The sequence below is a fragment of the Thermodesulfovibrionales bacterium genome (assembly GCA_035622735.1).
Taxonomy (GTDB): Bacteria; Nitrospirota; Thermodesulfovibrionia; order Thermodesulfovibrionales; family UBA9159; genus DASPUT01.
In genome coordinates this window covers 1-15,660 of the sequence record DASPUT010000128.1, presented here as the reverse complement: position 1 = coordinate 15,660, position 15,660 = coordinate 1, and the positions used below count along the sequence as shown (strand labels likewise).

Genomic DNA, 15,660 nt, shown 5'->3' with positions numbered 1-15,660 from the left:
GGAAACTTCATCCTCCTGAATGAGCGAACCCCGAGAAAAGGCCGAGCCATAACGGAAGGCATCGAGCTGCGCCATATTGGTCAGCTGTCTTATAGCAGGACCACTGCCCAGTTCCCTGACTATCGCGATGAGATCCATTGTGGCCGCTGCCCCGGAAGGTGTATCGCCGAGGATCCCTGTGCTCGCGGGGAGCAGGAGGCTCCCGTCGCCCGGACCGGGCATGATGCCGAACTCCCCGTATTTCTCATTTCTTGCCTTGTTGAATGCGGCATACCAGTCCAATATGTCGGAGAGATAGAACCATGTCCTCACCACATCATCGTAGGATGAGCCGTTTTCACGGAGTATTCTCTCAGCCCGATCGAGCATATGACGCACCTGGAGATGCCTTGTTCCGTTGCCTTGTGGACTGCAGTGGTTACCGTTTATGTTCTGGAGTACCAGATAGGTAGAACCGTCTCCTCGCCATCCTCGACCGCAGGGCTGGTCACCGTACATGATAGTCCAGACATCACCAGGATCGTTCGGAGAGACGGCATGGATGATCGTGCCGGCAAACCCTTCTCCCCAGGGAGGATTGCCCTGAATATAGGTGACGGGATTATCGGAAGCGATACCGCAATTTCTGAATGCAGAACGCCGTGCCGCCATTACCGAAGGTTCCAAGGAAAGGCTGCCGAAGATGCGCTCGTGAAGGATCTCAAGTCGGCACTCCTTGAGGACTTTCGCGATCCGGGTGTATGATTCCATGGCAGCATGGCCCGCATCTGACGGGGAATTCACTGACGCGACAAGAAATGCCTGACCCTGTCCCGCCGAGGTGACGCTCAACTTTGTCCTAGACTGTTCACATGCGATTAACTCTTTGATCATATTATTTGCCCTTACGATGCCCGGCAGTTTCATGTACCAGCACCAGTCTGCAGAATCATTGGATACTCTGCCCCCGGATGGTACAAACTCATCAGAAAATGGATCGACCCAACCGGTCTGCCGGCAGCAAGCCGGTTTCATCTCAGATTATTTCCTGTATATCACTCACATTTTTATGTTATCACCGATTTCTTGAGTGTCAATCCCTTATCAAAGACTAATGACTGGCCCATTAAGGCCTTTGACAGCAGGCCTGTTGTGCGTGAGAAAAGGAATACAATATATAGCTTTGACAGGCAAACGCGGAGAAACCTCCAATCATGCCATGCATACCTTACCCTACCCACGTAGGATTGACTGTTTGAGACGTAAACTCTAAGCTGATGACAGGTACTTAAATCCTAACAGCGGTTGGGATATTTTGAAAGTCGGGGGTGTCGTATGAAGTATGTCGTATTCTTTTGTATGATTTTGGCTATGGTTTTTTCGGTGAGTACCGCGAAGGCGACTCAGTTTCCAGAGTCCGTCCCACAAGTTTCGTCCGATGATGTAAAGCACGCTGCGGATGCCGAGACGTGGGATTCCAATGGGATGACATTACGGAGTAGCTTGACGGGATACGGAGTATTAATTGAGGCTGATAACACGAGAACCGGCGATGCCATAGGATTTTTTGTAGATCAGGATGCTAATGCTATTCCGATTAACCTGGGATTCGGATATGACTTCTGTTGGTTTTACCTTCGCCTCAGTGACAGCGCGCTCTACGCATGTCAGTGTGATTGTCCGGATGGCTCGATGTGGATTTTTCTTGGGTCTTACTAAAACCTAATAGAGTCACATTGAGGGATGGGTGGTTGGCCCACTAAGCCTTGTAGGTTAACCACTACCCTCAACAAATTAAATGACAAGTAAATAGGTGAATGAACCAATGCCAAGATGCATGCAGCTTGGCAAAACACTAAATAAGGCCTTGTGAGATACCGGTGGCAAGCATCGGAGGCACGCACATGCATTCATTTCTTTGTCTTATCATCCGTCCTGTATTGACCTCCCTTTACCCGTGAATCGGCAAGCCCTAGAAACCGTATCGCAGTCTCCGGACCTGTTGCCCCTTCCTCATGCTTAAAAAACACGAAAACCTTCTCCCATTTTTGCGAAGAGATTTTTTCGAGCCAGTACGACAGATCGGCATCGGTATAATCGGTGCGGCGGAGGCGGAAATATCCCCACGGTGCCGTACTGAAGATCTCGTTTGTCGGATTTTCATCGGTATCCTCGATGCAGAGACTGCATCCCCTTTCACGAAGGAGGTCCAAAATTTTGCTGTCGAGCCACGACGGACTGCGGAAATCAAAAGCAGAGGGCATGGTGCCGGGAATAAGATCGAGAAAAGCCTCCAACGCCTGTCGGTCCTGGCGGAAACTGTTCGGAAATTGAAAAAGAACCGGCCCGAGCTTTCTGTCGAGAACCGATACTGTCCTGAAGAGGTACTCGGTCTCTTCGCCCACATTTCTCAGCCGCTTCAGATGCGTTATTATCTGGGGAGCTTTGATAGCGAAGACAAAGTCATCGGGAACCTGCTCAGCCCAGGACGTGAGGATCGCCTCCCTGGGCATGTGATAAAAGGTGTTGTTGATCTCGACCGCGCCGAGGCGCTGCGAATAGAAGCGGAGCATCTCTTTGGGTGAGATCTTTTCAGGGTAGAATATCCCCTTCCATTCCTTGTACCCATATCCGCTCGTGCCGGCATATAACTTCATCTTGCGTCCCTTCATTGTCATAGCGGCGAGACTCCTTCTGAAACAATGCCTCGTCTCTCATCTTAAAGTCTAACAGGGTTTCCTCCACACGTGAAGACGAGGGCTATCCATGAGATTCAATATCCGCGAGGCAGAACCGGATGAAGTGAGCCCTTTATTGGGATATAAGAGGTCCCTCCCGTGGGCAGACTTATCGTCAATTCACAGTCTCTGCACTGTACCGTGCGATGAGGCCGGTGCGAACGGCACGTCGGTAGACCCGGGCAAAAAACCAGCATGCAAGAAGGACATAGGCTATGGCGAGACATCCGCCCGCGAGCAGGGTGCTTCCCGGAACCGCTCCACCCGAGATAACCACCCGCATGCCCTCGAATACATATGACGGCGGCAGCAGACTCGAAAGATGCCGCATCCAGAGCGGCAGTGTAGAAATAGGATAAAAGACTCCGACAAACGGTGAAATGAGGGCAGGGACGGGCCAGATGAACCACTCGGATGCCGGTCCGAGTCTCAGGACCACGGCGATCGCAAAGATACCGAGCGCAATTCCGAACAGAAAGAGAACGAAAAGAAAGGGAACAATCATTGTGCCATAGCTTGTAAACGACAGGCCGAATACCGCGGTTGCCAGCGCAAGCATTACGATGAGCCCGACCAGGCTTGTTGCGATGCTCGACAGCACCAGGCCGCTGAGGTACTCCCAGATGGAGAGCGGGGTCGCAAAGATGTTGAGAAAATTACGCGACCAGACATCTTCGAAGAACGCCGTCGTCACCCCGTGCATAACGCGCGTGAAGAAATCCCAGAGAAGAATGGCTCCGAGGAAGATCGGAATAAAGTTGAGACCTGACGACGTGATGCTATTGAGGTATCTCGTAATGAAGCCCCACAACACCATGTCGACGGCGACCCAGGCGAAGAGCGGGAAGAGACGCGAGAAGCTCCCGCGTATGAGATAGAAATGGCGGAGGATTATTGCAGCGACGCGATTCGGGCGCACGCTTTTCAACCTGAATCGAGCCCTTCACGGGCAACGCTTATGAAAAGCTCTTCCAAGGACCCTTTGCCGTGTTCGCCGGGTAAAGCCTTCGGGTCGCCTTCGAGAAGGATCCTCCCGCGGGAAAGGAAGAGCACCAGGTCGCAAACCTCCTCGACCTCGTACATGTTGTGAGAAGTCCAGAGCACGCCGCCCGATCCCTCGGCAGAGAACCTGCGGATTTCCGTTCGGATGTCGCGCGCTGTTGCGGGGTCGAGAGAAGCGGTCGGTTCGTCAAGGAGGAGCAGACGCGGATTGTTGAGCAAGGCCTTTGCGAGTCCTACCCGTGTCTGCTCCCCGGAAGAGAGCAGGCCGCATTTTGTGCCACGAAACATCCCGAGATCGAATTGCTTGAGCACCGCCTCGATCCGGACGGGCAGGTCTTCCACTCCGTAAAGCATGCCAAATATGAGCAGGTTTTGATAGACGGTCAGGTTTCCCGGCAGCGGGGCGTAAACAGCCGCGAAGTTTGTGTGCTCGAGGGCCTCTGAGCGGCGCTCCGCAATATCGGCCCCCTCGATGAGAATAGTCCCGGCGTCCGGTTCGAGAACGCCGAGAATCATGTTGATCGTCGTTGTCTTTCCCGCTCCATTGGGACCCAGGAGCCCCACGATTTCATTGTGGCCGATATCGAACGAAATACCGTCGACGGCAACAAGGGTACCATAGGTCTTGTGAAGGTTCTTTATCGAAAGAGCTTTCGTCAGGCGGCCATCCTCACTCTATAGAATTTCTTTGACTTCCGTCTGCCTGCGGACCGTCTTCATCGGAGAAATGAGCATCTATTGCAGTGTCTTCAATCTCTCCAGAATTCCCGTCAATACCGCCTCTTCCTCTTTCAGTTCCAGTTTCAAATCGTGTTTAACACCAGACGCGATCTCACCCCTGAGTTCAGGAATATAGTCCTTGAGGACTCCCATAAGCATCTCTTTTTCTTTGTCTGTCAGTTCCAGTTTCATTTCCATCCTCCTTCCTCAAATAAAGCAACCTTTTCCCCTTAGATGCCCTATTGCCTAATCCCTTATTACTACTTATCATGAAAATGAAGGCAAGTCAACGCCGAACAATGGAGCAGAACGACGAAGAGCTTCAGGGCGAGCGAACTGAAGATGCGGTCTTTTTGTCGAGGAACGGTATGGTCCGTGTCTTTGCGAGCCATAACTTATTATTAACTTTTTCGAAACGATGGGACCGGGAGGAGCATCAAACATGGACAGGGGAAGAGTTGCAATAGTTACGGGAGGCGGTCAGGGAATCGGAAAGGCTATCGTGAAAAGATTGCTCGAGGAGCACCTGCGCATTGTGATTGCGGAAATGGATGAAGATGCGGGTAGAGAAACGCTACAGGAATATCACGGCCTCGGGGAATCTGTCTTCATGCATGCCGATATCTCGGAGGAGGCAGCGGCCGAGGCAGTGGTCAGGGAAACGGTCGCATATTTCCGGCGGGTTGATGTGCTCATCAACAACGCCGGTATTTGTATCAGGAAGCCGCTCGCAAAGGTGAGCCTTAGCGAATGGAACAGGGTGCTCGCCACCAACCTCACCGGGGCCTTCCTCTGTTCAAAGTATTCAGCCCCGTATCTCGCAAGGACCGGGGGCTCAATCGTCAACATAGCTTCGACGCGCGCGCTCATGTCGGAACCGGATACAGAGGCATACTCCGCATCAAAGGGCGGCGTGGTGGCCCTCACCCATTCACTGGCTCTCAGCCTCGGGCCTAAAGTGCGCGTGAACTGCATCAGTCCGGGGTGGATCGAGTTGAGTGGGTGGAAGAAGAGCGGGACAAGGCAATCGGCAAGGCTCTCGAAAACGGACCACACACAGCACCCCGCGGGCAGGGTCGGTAGACCGGAAGATAGCGCCTCCCTGGCAGCCTATCTTATCTCCCCAGATGCCGGTTTTGTCACCGGTGCCAATTTTGTTGTGGATGGAGGGATGACACGAAAGATGATCTACAGATGAGGCCATCTCTACTGCGCGGGACCCGCCTTCCGATGGACTGTATCAACGATGTATGCAGTGTAGACGCTATTGCAGGATGAGGTTCTGGACGGTTACTGTAAGAGAATCTTTATCGATCGTCAATGACCCCTGAATGATAGAGTATGAAGTGGCAAGCCCTGTAAATCCGCAACCATAGCCTCCGGCCAGTGTCACGGCGATGCCGCGGTTGAGATCCAACGTCTCCTTCAGGATTGTCGCGACCAGCTGGATCGTGTCGCCCGATAGCGTAGAAGCGTCGCTGTATGCGCTGCCCACTGAAGTGAAGGATGTGGCAGTCATCTCATCTCTTGCCTGGTAATCGAGACAGGGGACAAAATTGGCGGCGCAACTCAATGGCCCACTCATTGATACAGACATAGAGGGATTTGTTCCCGTGCAGTCCCCCGTCCATGTCGTGAAAACATAATTGGCAGCGGGGCTGGCCCATAAGCCGGCTGCCGATTCTGAATCATACCAGCACCCTGTTGAGCAGTCTGGGGTTACGCTGCCGGCACCGCTCGGACTGGCAGTGGCTTTCAGTTGGTACTGCATCATGAAATTTGCAATATAGGTGTTGTCTCCCGAAGGTGTGATTGTATGTGTCGGAGGGCCCCCATCGCTCCAGGAGGAGAAGGCATATTGAGTCCCCGTGCCCGCACTCTGCGGCGATGTTGCCATGACCGTGTGGCTGGACAAGGGGCCCCAGGTGAAAGTGTAGGGAGTGGTATATGAAACCGAATCGACGGTAATCTGCCTTCCGGAAGGCGAGGTGTCAACGGTTATCTGGAAGGGGAGGGTCGCTGTCGCCGTGGCGCCTGTCGAGATATTGCCTGCGTTGTCATAGGCGCAGACGCGATAATAATACGTCGTGCCGTTGATCAGGCCTGAATCCGTCTGAGGGCTGACGCTCCCCAATAGCTGCGTCCCGCTGGTGCAATGAGCGGATGGGTATCCCCCCTCGCTTCTCATGACCTTATAGGTGTTCGCGCCTCTCAGTCCGCTTCCGCTATCGGAAAACCCGGACCAGTTCAACGTGACTTGCGTATTTCCCGGAACCGCGGTAAGTGTTCCGTCAGTGGGGGGCGTTGTGTCGATAATCGCGTCAGTGAATGCCTTCAGACAGACATTGGTGTTCGGGTAGTCAGTAGTCACATCTGCCCAATTTGTGCCATCACTGCTCACGTAACTCTGCCCCACACCGGCTGTGGCCCCGCTACTATAGCCGCCAAAAGGATATTCCATCGGAATCGGAAAGTTATATCCAGGTGTTGCGAGTTTGACGATCACAGAGAACTTCTGGCCGGCGGTGATGGACACCGGGGAACTCAAGGTGACGGTGTGGTAGCCGGGAATCGAGAGCGAACCGGTGGTCGTCTCCGCGAGAGAGCCGCTTGTCGGGCCTGAGGTGACATTCGTATAAACGCGTACCTCGAATGTCGCATTAACGGCTCCCGTGTGGAAGCTGACCGCCGCAACCTGTTCGTTCGCGGAAGCGGTGAAGATGTTGGCAAACCATCCCGTGTTGCCTCCAAACCCAAGATTTACTGTATTGCCCAAAGGATCGTACTGGTATACCCGAGTGTATCTGGCGACAGGTTCGGCGTCATTGAAGACGTAGTTTCCGTCATAACCTAATTTCGTGTCATAGTAGGAAATGTAGAAATATCCGCCGTTCACGCCCCATGCGGTCCCCCAGCTGTTCTTTATAAGAAAAGCGCCGTTACCCGGCGCGGCCGGAGAAAAGCTGCCAGCCGGAAAATTGTCATCCCACCCGACAATAGTGACGGCATGATTAGAGTTTTCCGTACCAGCATAATAATATGTGGTGCAACTGCCTGTCGGACATGGCCTATTGTAGTAGGTTGATGAAGCGTAATAAGTGGTGTAAACGCCACCATAAGACTGTACGGCTTGTTTGATATCGTCGTTATGCACGGAATCCGCTCTCGGAGGTATGATAAGAACCTCCTGGACATGCTTCTGCTCGGGTAAGCCCGCTGGTGACGTATAGGGAGGATTGGGATTGTACGGATCGTCTGACTCCCTTACCGGTCCGTCCCATCGGGCAAGATAGGCTGTGGATATATCGCCGTTGCCTCCTGAGCACGGCCCCCAATCGAATCCATGGGTGTTCTTAAGATTGTTTTCTGAGAAATCCCACGTTTCACCTGTGAGAAGACTTGACTCGAGTGAGGCCATGCTGGCAAACGCCCAGCAGTCGCCGCAGCTTCCCTGATTTCTCACAGCCGTCACCTTGCCGAGGGAGCGGAGGTCGTAACTTGGGGGAAGAACCGCAGCCGGCCGTATCGGAAATACGGATTGTCCGGTCAGGTGTGAGCGATCAACAGGAGATGGGATGTATCCGAGCCCATGTCCGTCAGATGTCGTATCCTGAACGCCGGCGGGCCTAATGGCATGCGTGTAATCGACGAAGGCTGGATTCAGAGGGGCCATTGCCGGTGTTTCAGGGGACTGTCCGAATGCAGGCGCGCTGAGAATCGAGAGGCCATATAGGAGTGCCGCTGCAATGGCTGACAGCGTGCTGTCCCTCCACGGCAAATTCATCCGGTCTTTTCTCTGTTGTGCGGCAAGAGACCCCCCTCCAAAAGAAACAGTATCTCGTTCACACTATAGAGAAGCACCTGCCAATTGTCAATAAACAGCCCTTCTAAATTCCTATGTGCTTCACTTCTAGCCTCCATCTGTCGCGTCATCGATCCGGCATCTGCTCAAGCACTGCAGGCTGAATCCCACCCACGATCCGATAATATGCGTTCCAGCCTGTTCATCCGAAAATCAAGGAGCAACGTTATGAATTCCCGGGAAAGGGCGGGGTCATGACGCATACCGAAGAGATGGCTGCCGCATCTGCAATCCGACGATCCGAATCCGGGTATATTCCATTCAGATATCTTATTCAGCGCCCCCGCGATGCCGCATTCCAGATCGGTGCCGGACCTCACAGGCAGTGATGAACAATGGTCGGCGTATTGCCGCAGATAATCTATATGCCAGAAGAGGTTTTTGCGTTCCCTTTGATGCCGCGCGATGCGCTGCGAGAGATTTCTTTTCGCCGAGCCGACGTACACATAATATCCCTTTCTCATCCGGACAATTCCAAGGCTTCCGACTGATATTTTCCGGTCCTGCTTCAAACGCAGAATCACGATATAGCTTCCCTTGTCGCGGGCCTCATTCCTGATAAGATCCCAGGGGATGACGAGGTCCCTCACCCTCTTCCCGAGGGAGAGGTCTTTTTCCCATGACACAGATACCGCTCTGATCATGACGTCCTGCAATACGGACAGGAGCGACTTCGAAAACTCGAGATCCGTGTGATATTCAGGCATGAAGTATTCGACCCCGGGTGAGTGCACGACAAAGAGAACCGCGCATCTCCGTCTTCCGCCCGAGAGTGCCGCGAGTTCTTCGAGGTGTCTCCTCCCTCTGATGGTCACCGCATCAGGGAACATGGCAGTCTTTCCGCTGAAGAGCGTACACGACTTCACCTCCAGCACCACGTCCTTCCCGTTATGGCGCAGGAGAAAGTCGAACCGGCTCCTGCCGATAGTTATTTCAGGTCGTACGATCTCTGCCCCTTCAAGCCCGGTGATACAACTGCGCTCTATCAAATGTCGGGCCACGGCATTGTTAAGGTGAGTGTGAAGGAGCACGGGCGCCCCGTCTTTCTCTACCGCCACACACATATATCTGTATTTATGGGAAGGCGGCGGTTGAGGCACTAGATAGAGCATACTTCCGGGCAGGAGAAGTTCCCTCAGCCTGCCGGGGTTGGGAAGATAGGCCCTCACACTTTTCTTGTCAACGGTGCATTCTATGATGAAGCGGTTGGGTCTGTTTTTGAATATTCCCTTTATGAGGGTCTCAAAGAGTTTCACGAACCTATCTTACAGAAACGATAAGGGCGAAATCATCCCAATGCCTTCCAGACTTTTCGCGCAATCTCTCGCGGCGCGTCAAATATGCGCTTGATGAGGAGTATGTTCTCCCCTGCAGAACTAGTCTGCGGTCATCCTCCCCTTTTCAGCCGGAGCTATTTACACGCTCTTGGCTGCCAGAGTCCAAAGGCCGCGCCGGTGGGGTCTGCGATTACACTGAACCACCCCATATCCGGGACCTCGGTGACGTCCTTGCAAATTGTTGCCCCTAGGGTCAGCGCCTTTTTCGTCGATGCTGCCACGTCGTCAACGAGGATGTAAGGAAGCCAATTGTCCGGCATGTCAGGAAGGGGCTTCTTCATCATGCCTCCGCCCGTCCCCTCCCCGACCTTGATGACCGTATACTCCATGGCCGGAATACCTTCCAGTTTCCAATCGAACATCGCGGTATAAAACTTCTTTGATTTTTCCGGATCTTGCGTCTGCAATTCGATATGTACAAATGGGTTTGCCATACTATGCCTCCTCAAGGTCATTGATAATGCCAATATAGCATGTGTCTGCCTTCTGTCAACTTGTCGGCCCCTTTCCCGCGGCTTTTCTTGTTCGACGTCGCCTCCGGCGACTGCAGGAAAAAGGCAGCGAACAGGGCCCTTAATGATCCATGGTAGCAAGCAGGACGAAGCGGTTAGCCTTTTTGTGATTGCTTCAGATACTGATAGATAGCGGAGAAATCTTTCTCTCCCAATCCGCTTCGAATGGCAAGGGCAACCGACTCTTTAATGGCATGCATGCCAGGCATCGCGACGCCGCATTCATATGCCGTGGCCGATGCAAGCTGCAGGTCTTTATGCATCCATTTCAGAGGGAACTGGGTCTCGAAGGTCCCGGACTCGATCAGGCATCTCTTGAGAGCCAGAAAGGGGGCTGCAGCAGGCGAATTGAGGAGAGTATCGAAGAGCGTTTCGCGGGAAATGCTGAGGGCCTCACCAAGCACCAGCGCCTCGGAGAAAGCAGCCATGGCGCCGGCAAGGAGAAGGTTGTTCACCATCTTCATGGACGTTCCCATTCCGTTTCCGCCGATGTGGATGACCGTCTTGCCCATGGCCTGGAGAAGGGGCATCGCGAACTCGACGTCCTCTCTTTCGCCCCCCGCGAAAAAGATGAGCTGAGCCTCCTCAGCCGGTATCTTGGAGCCCGCAACCGGTGCGTCTATGAAGCGCAGATTCCTTTTCTTGCATTCATCAGCCATCTTCCTGGAGAAGGACGGATTAACGGTACTTGAGTCAATCCATAGGGAGCCTCTCGTTACGTGATCAAGGAAACCGTCCTTACCGAGGGCGACGCCGGCCACACTATCCGGTTCGGAGAGCATGGTAATGATGATCTGTGCTCTCGCAGCCACTCTCGCCGGGGTTTCTACGAATGAAGCTCCCTGAGCGATGAGTGGTCCTGCCTTCTCCTTTGTCCTGTTAAAGAGCACGAGTTCATGGCCCTTCTTAAGCAGATTCCCTGCCATGCGGCTCCCCATGATGCCGAGACCGATAAATCCGACTTTCATATTCCCTCCTGGTTACTTTCTCCGGGCCTTTCTCGCACGACTTCGCGCGCCTTCTTATCTTCTCGCAGCCTCAAAAAAACAGGCTGCCTCATGATGTCCTCATCGGTCCAGCCGTGGAAAATGACCTCGCAAACTATTTTCGGCTTCACCCATGTGACCGGCGCATTGGTCTCCGGTTTTGTTTGAAAAGGACAGTCTTCCTGGACAATGGGATCCAATTTTTCGCGGATTTCCCTCAGTGATTTCGTCGTGAAGCCCCCCCCCGAATGACCGATGTAAACCAGCTCTCCCCCTTCGAATGCACCGAGGACTAGACTTCCGAAGTATTTCCGACCACCTCTGGGTTCCGTGAATCCCGCTATAATGCCCTCCTGCGTAAGCTGCGCCTTCACCTTCAGCCACTGCCGGCTCCTCCTCCCGACCCGGTACGCGCTTTGCGAATGTTTGGCGATGATCCCCTCGAGTCCCTTTTCCCTGACGACCCCAAAGAATAATATGCCGTCTTTCACCACGTGATCGCTGAACTTAATTCTCGGAGAAAAGGGGAGAATCTTCTTCAGGAGTTCTTTTCTCCCGAGGAGGGGGAGGTTCGTCAAATCATGTCCCTCAAGATACAATAGATCAAAGACATAGTAAAGCAGATGACCGCTTCCGGATTTTTGATAATTCTGGAGCATCTGGAAATCAGGGTGTCCTTGATCGTCAACGACGACAATTTCACCGTCTAGGACCGCCTCAAACCTGAAGGTACTCAGCGACTCTACAAGAGGGGGAAACTTGCGGCTCAAGGATATCCCGTTTCGGGAATAAAGAGAAACAGTCCCGTCACGGATCCCTGCTATGGCCCGGTATCCGTCCCATTTCACCTCGAAGATCCAATCCGGATGATCAAAGGGTTGTTCGACCAGAGTTGCGAGCATTGGTTTTACGTTCCGCGGCATCGGCTTGGCCGGCTGGTCTTTCAGGTCTTCGCTTTCCATCGCCTCCCGAAGACGAATCTGACTCACTCTTGTCCGCCGGAAAGAACCCCCCTGTTCGGCTTCGAAAACCTCTTCCAGCGTCTTAGCGGAGACCACTGACCGATTCTCTTTGAGAATGTCCCCTTTCATTGCGAATCGATCTTTTTTCTTCAAAAGCAGCCACGACTTTTCGTCCCTTCCAGTCTTTACGAGGGCAAAATCACCCTGCAATTTTTCCCCCTCGAGGACAAACTTCATATTACCGGTTCTCAATCCGTCCAGGAGAAACTGCTCATTCTCTTTTCTGTCTTTAGCAGAAGGGTGGTGATAAACACCCCTGTCCCAGATGATGACGCTTCCTGCGCCGTAATTGCCCTCCGGGATGACGCCCTCAAAATCTTTGTAATCAAGCGGATGGTCTTCAACCATGACAGCAAGCCTTTTCAGGGAAGGGTCCATGGAAGGCCCCTTTGGCACTGCCCAGCTCTTCAGCACCCCCCTCAGCTCGAGCCTCAGATCATAATGAAGGGCCCTGGCCGCATGCTTATGAACAACAAAAATGAGATGGCCCCCTTCATGGCGGCGGCCCGGTTTTGGTTCGGGAGTTTTCCCGAATTTCCGCTTCGATTCGTATTCCCTTAATCCCACGGTATTGCTTTCTCGGGGTTACAGCCCGGACCCCGGTTATCCTTCTTTCATCCCCAAGAAAAGACGATCCAAAGCAAGGTGCCCAGTGAAGATACCCTAACGGCTTATCCGGTCAACACCGTTCGTCTCCGGACCTGCCCAGAGCCGGAGGTTCTGTCACAGATGGGGAAGTTTCTGCTTCTTCACGAGCACTTCCCGAAAAAGGTCACCCCCGTCTTCGGCCCTTCGCAATGCTTCCGAATGGAGAATCCGAAGTCTTCCCGGATCGCCTTTGCCGGCCAACCTCTCCAGTTCCTTCCATGAAAGGGGAAAAGAGACAACAGGTTTCTCTTGAGCTCGCAAGGAATAAACACAGACCATCGTCTTTGACGAGTCGTTTTGAGCCCAGTTGATAAAGACCTTCGACTTCCGGTATTCTTTGGCCATTCTTGCGGTTACCAGATCCGGATAATTTTTCTGCATGATTCCTGCTACGGCTTTCGAAAATTTCTTTGTATCCTCGAAGGTCGTATCCTTTCGGTTTAACGGAACATACATATGGAGTCCTTTTTTCCCGGAGGTTTTCAGATGGCCCTTGAGCCCTAACCCTGAGAGCAGGTCCCGAAGGATGAGCGCTACACTGGCGCAATCCAGAATGTTTGCCCGCTCCCCGGGATCCAGATCGAAGACCATGAAATCAGGCGTTTCAGGGGAGGATGCCCTGGCGAGAGGTACATGGAGCTCGAGAGACGCGAGGTTTTCGACCCATATCAGCGTTTCGAGATTGTTGACCAGGCAGACCGTCATCCGCTCTCCGTCGTCACGGCGGATCTCGGCCGTTTTCGCCCACTCCGGACGGTGCGGGGGGCAACGCTTTTCGAAAAAGAAATCCTCTTCGACTCCTTCGGGATAGCGCTTTAAGGTCAGTGCCCGGTTCTTCAAATGGGGCAGGATGAACTTCGCAATCCTGCGGTAATATTCCAATATGCGGGCCTTCGTGAAGCCATAAGACGGATAGAGGTCTTTTTCGAGGTTGGATAGAGAGAGTCTCTTCCCGGCGATCTCGACGACTTTTCGGCTCACCGGTTCTTCTTCACCTTGCGCATGCTCTCCTCCAGCGCGGCGATGAGATCGGCCGGCCCTTCTCCCTGTTCTTCCCCTATTTCGGGAGCCTCCACCAGGGCCTTTTCCTTTATCTTCTTCTTCAGAAGACCCAGGATCTTCTCTCGGCGCTCGTCCGCGTATTTTTCCGGCCTAAAGTCCGCCATCATCTTCTTAATGACGTTCTTCATGCGGCTTTTCTCTTCGGTTTCGATCTTTCCTCCCTTTGGCAAGATATCTTGATCAGGAAGGATCTCTTCGCTGTAATGAAGGGTGATCAGGGCGAGCGCGCCCTCCCTGCTCTCGACCGCTACGAGATACTCGCGTTCAGCCAGCACGAATTTTGCGAGACCTGCCTTGTTTGTCCTATGCAACACTTCGACGAGCAGCCGATAAGCTTTTTCACCCCCCTTCAAGGGAACGAGATAATATGGGTGTTCATAATAGATCGGATCCACGTCCTTCATATCGATGAACTCGATGATCTCGATCGTGCGGCTCCTTTCCGGAGTCACGGATTCCAATTCCTCGTCCGTCATCACGATGTATTTGCCCGGTCCGATTTCGTATCCCTTGACGATCTCATCCGGGGCTACAATCCTTTCTTCTTCGGGACAGAACATTCTCCTCTGGAGGGGGGAGTAATCATCGCGGTGGAGCATGCGAAACGAGACGCGACCGGGGTCGACGGCCTTAACCAGCTGGACGGGGATAGCCACGAGACTGAAACTGATCGTACCGCTCCAAATTCCCTGCGGGATCATTTCAGGCTCCCTGCCTGAAGATGACTTTGATGCACTCAGGTTCGGATTGTGAGATTTCATTTAGGCGACTTTCTTCAGACTCGCTTCAAGGGTCTGAAGCAGTTTGTCAGATTCTGTCGGTTTCAAGCGCCTGGGCCGCAGGATCGCAATTTCTTCTCCGCGAGCTTTTTTCTCGATCAGATGTCGCAGTTTCTTCTGATGTTCATTTTCGAATTGCTCCGGCTGAAAAGGACCGGTCAGTTGATTGATCAAGTCGCTCCCGATTTTCAGTTCTTTTTCGGAGACGGGGATTTTCTGCAGTTCGAGAGACTTTACCGAAATCACTTCGTCGGCATACCGCAGCGTATTGAGGCGAAGAATCTTTCCGTCTGTTTCCAGTGCCCCGAGATAGGACCGCTTTCTCATGGTCCATGTGCAGATGCCGTCGACCCCGATCTCCCTCAACGCCCCGACGAGCTCGTTATATCCTTTCGCAGGGGCATCAGGCTCGAGGTAGTAGACGCGATCAAGGAAGATGGGGTCGATTTCTTCGGCCTTGACGAATTCGTGGACTTCGATCACCCGCGTGCCTTCAGGAGCTGTTCTTTCCAGCTCCTCAGGATCGACAATGATATATTTCCCCTCCTCCACTTCCAACCCTTTGGCCTGAGCTTCGATCGGAACCGGTTTTTTTTCATAGGCACAGATCATTTGTTGGCGCAGTTTTGCATGATCACGCCGGTGGAGGAGGTGAAACTGAATCCGCTCTTCCCTGACCGCCGTATGGAGTTTCACGGGCACATTCGCACCCCCGAAATGAATGTGCCCTTTCCATATCGTTCCTCCTGCCATCGAAGATCCTCCGGAGTTCTCTTTCAGGTCCTGGCCATACCGCCGGCCCAGTTATCGGTCGTACCCATAAAAAAAGTATCTCACAAACCGTCCCGCTGTCAAGCCTTACCGATCGGGAATGTCGTTGCAAGATGATAATGTCATAGGTATCTGCAAAATGAAAATGTCATAGTAGGAGGTATTAAGTCACTATAGACCTCTGAGGAGAACCTTGAGGAGGTCTGAATGGAGCAGAAAAGATATCTCATGAGCCAGAGGGA

General features: G+C 53.0%; 14 protein-coding genes. 1 reads left to right on the top strand and 13 read right to left on the bottom strand.

Annotation, left to right across the window (positions count from 1 at the left end; genetic code table 11):
* The 5 genes from VEI96_07080 to VEI96_07060 all read right to left on the bottom strand — a co-directional run.
* Positions 1 to 906, bottom strand: a 906-nt coding sequence (locus tag VEI96_07080; GenBank protein HXX57748.1) for a RidA family protein, incomplete at its 3' end; no start/stop codon positions are given.
* A gap of 983 nt (positions 907 to 1,889) precedes the next feature.
* Positions 1,890 to 2,636 (bottom strand): DUF72 domain-containing protein, encoded by a 747-nt coding sequence (locus tag VEI96_07075; protein HXX57747.1) that lies wholly within the window; start codon positions 2,634 to 2,636, stop codon positions 1,890 to 1,892.
* A 196-nt stretch (positions 2,637 to 2,832) separates the two neighbouring features.
* Positions 2,833 to 3,636: an ABC transporter permease gene (locus VEI96_07070; protein ID HXX57746.1), complete on the bottom strand. Its 804-nt coding sequence runs from the start codon at positions 3,634 to 3,636 to the stop codon at positions 2,833 to 2,835.
* A 5-nt stretch (positions 3,637 to 3,641) separates the two neighbouring features.
* Positions 3,642 to 4,313, bottom strand: coding sequence for an ABC transporter ATP-binding protein (locus VEI96_07065; protein ID HXX57745.1), 672 nt, complete (start codon positions 4,311 to 4,313; stop codon positions 3,642 to 3,644).
* A gap of 141 nt (positions 4,314 to 4,454) precedes the next feature.
* Positions 4,455 to 4,631: a hypothetical protein gene (locus VEI96_07060; GenBank protein ID HXX57744.1), complete on the bottom strand. Its 177-nt coding sequence runs from the start codon at positions 4,629 to 4,631 to the stop codon at positions 4,455 to 4,457.
* A gap of 250 nt (positions 4,632 to 4,881) precedes the next feature.
* Here VEI96_07060 and VEI96_07055 point away from each other — a divergent pair, with 250 nt between their 5' ends.
* Positions 4,882 to 5,637, top strand: coding sequence for a glucose 1-dehydrogenase (locus tag VEI96_07055; protein ID HXX57743.1), 756 nt, complete (start codon positions 4,882 to 4,884; stop codon positions 5,635 to 5,637).
* Positions 5,638 to 5,703: 66 nt separating this feature from the next.
* Here VEI96_07055 and VEI96_07050 read toward each other — a convergent pair whose 3' ends face one another.
* The 8 genes from VEI96_07050 to VEI96_07015 all read right to left on the bottom strand — a co-directional run bounded on the left by VEI96_07050 (position 5,704) and on the right by VEI96_07015 (position 15,400).
* On the bottom strand, positions 5,704 to 8,223 hold the full coding sequence (locus tag VEI96_07050) for a lectin like domain-containing protein (GenBank protein HXX57742.1): 2,520 nt from the start codon (positions 8,221 to 8,223) through the stop codon (positions 5,704 to 5,706).
* A gap of 164 nt (positions 8,224 to 8,387) precedes the next feature.
* A complete protein-coding gene (gene sfsA / locus VEI96_07045; GenBank protein HXX57741.1) occupies positions 8,388 to 9,557 on the bottom strand; it encodes a DNA/RNA nuclease SfsA in 1,170 nt (389 codons plus the stop codon).
* 155 nt (positions 9,558 to 9,712) lie between these two features.
* Positions 9,713 to 10,072: a VOC family protein gene (locus VEI96_07040; GenBank protein HXX57740.1), complete on the bottom strand. Its 360-nt coding sequence runs from the start codon at positions 10,070 to 10,072 to the stop codon at positions 9,713 to 9,715.
* A 173-nt stretch (positions 10,073 to 10,245) separates the two neighbouring features.
* Positions 10,246 to 11,118, bottom strand: a complete 873-nt coding sequence (locus VEI96_07035; GenBank protein ID HXX57739.1) for an NAD(P)-dependent oxidoreductase — start codon at positions 11,116 to 11,118, stop codon at positions 10,246 to 10,248.
* Positions 11,115 to 12,725: a non-homologous end-joining DNA ligase gene (gene ligD, locus VEI96_07030; GenBank protein ID HXX57738.1), complete on the bottom strand. Its 1,611-nt coding sequence runs from the start codon at positions 12,723 to 12,725 to the stop codon at positions 11,115 to 11,117. Before ligD (VEI96_07030) ends, VEI96_07035 begins: the two co-directional genes overlap by 4 nt.
* 156 nt (positions 12,726 to 12,881) lie before the next feature.
* On the bottom strand, positions 12,882 to 13,787 hold the full coding sequence (gene ligD / locus VEI96_07025; protein HXX57737.1) for a non-homologous end-joining DNA ligase: 906 nt from the start codon (positions 13,785 to 13,787) through the stop codon (positions 12,882 to 12,884).
* Positions 13,784 to 14,629 carry a Ku protein gene (locus VEI96_07020; GenBank protein ID HXX57736.1) on the bottom strand — a complete coding sequence of 282 codons (846 nt, stop codon included), beginning with the start codon at positions 14,627 to 14,629 and terminating at the stop codon, positions 13,784 to 13,786. Before VEI96_07020 ends, ligD (VEI96_07025) begins: the two co-directional genes overlap by 4 nt.
* Positions 14,630 to 15,400: a Ku protein gene (locus VEI96_07015; protein HXX57735.1), complete on the bottom strand. Its 771-nt coding sequence runs from the start codon at positions 15,398 to 15,400 to the stop codon at positions 14,630 to 14,632.
* Between the last annotated feature and the right edge of the window lie 260 nt (positions 15,401 to 15,660).

Excerpts from the sequence above, each read along its gene's own strand:
- VEI96_07035 (HXX57739.1), bottom strand. The coding sequence starts at position 11,118 with ATGAAAGTCGGATTTATCGGTCTCGGCATCATGGGGAGCCGCATGGCA.
- VEI96_07055 (HXX57743.1), top strand. The coding sequence starts at position 4,882 with ATGGACAGGGGAAGAGTTGCAATAGTTACGGGAGGCGGTCAGGGAATC.
- VEI96_07040 (HXX57740.1), bottom strand. The coding sequence starts at position 10,072 with ATGGCAAACCCATTTGTACATATCGAATTGCAGACGCAAGATCCGGAA.
- VEI96_07060 (HXX57744.1), bottom strand. The coding sequence starts at position 4,631 with ATGAAACTGGAACTGACAGACAAAGAAAAAGAGATGCTTATGGGAGTC.
- VEI96_07020 (HXX57736.1), bottom strand. The coding sequence starts at position 14,629 with ATGAAATCTCACAATCCGAACCTGAGTGCATCAAAGTCATCTTCAGGC.
- VEI96_07075 (HXX57747.1), bottom strand. The coding sequence starts at position 2,636 with ATGAAGTTATATGCCGGCACGAGCGGATATGGGTACAAGGAATGGAAG.
- VEI96_07015 (HXX57735.1), bottom strand. The coding sequence starts at position 15,400 with ATGGCAGGAGGAACGATATGGAAAGGGCACATTCATTTCGGGGGTGCG.
- VEI96_07050 (HXX57742.1), bottom strand. The coding sequence starts at position 8,223 with ATGAATTTGCCGTGGAGGGACAGCACGCTGTCAGCCATTGCAGCGGCA.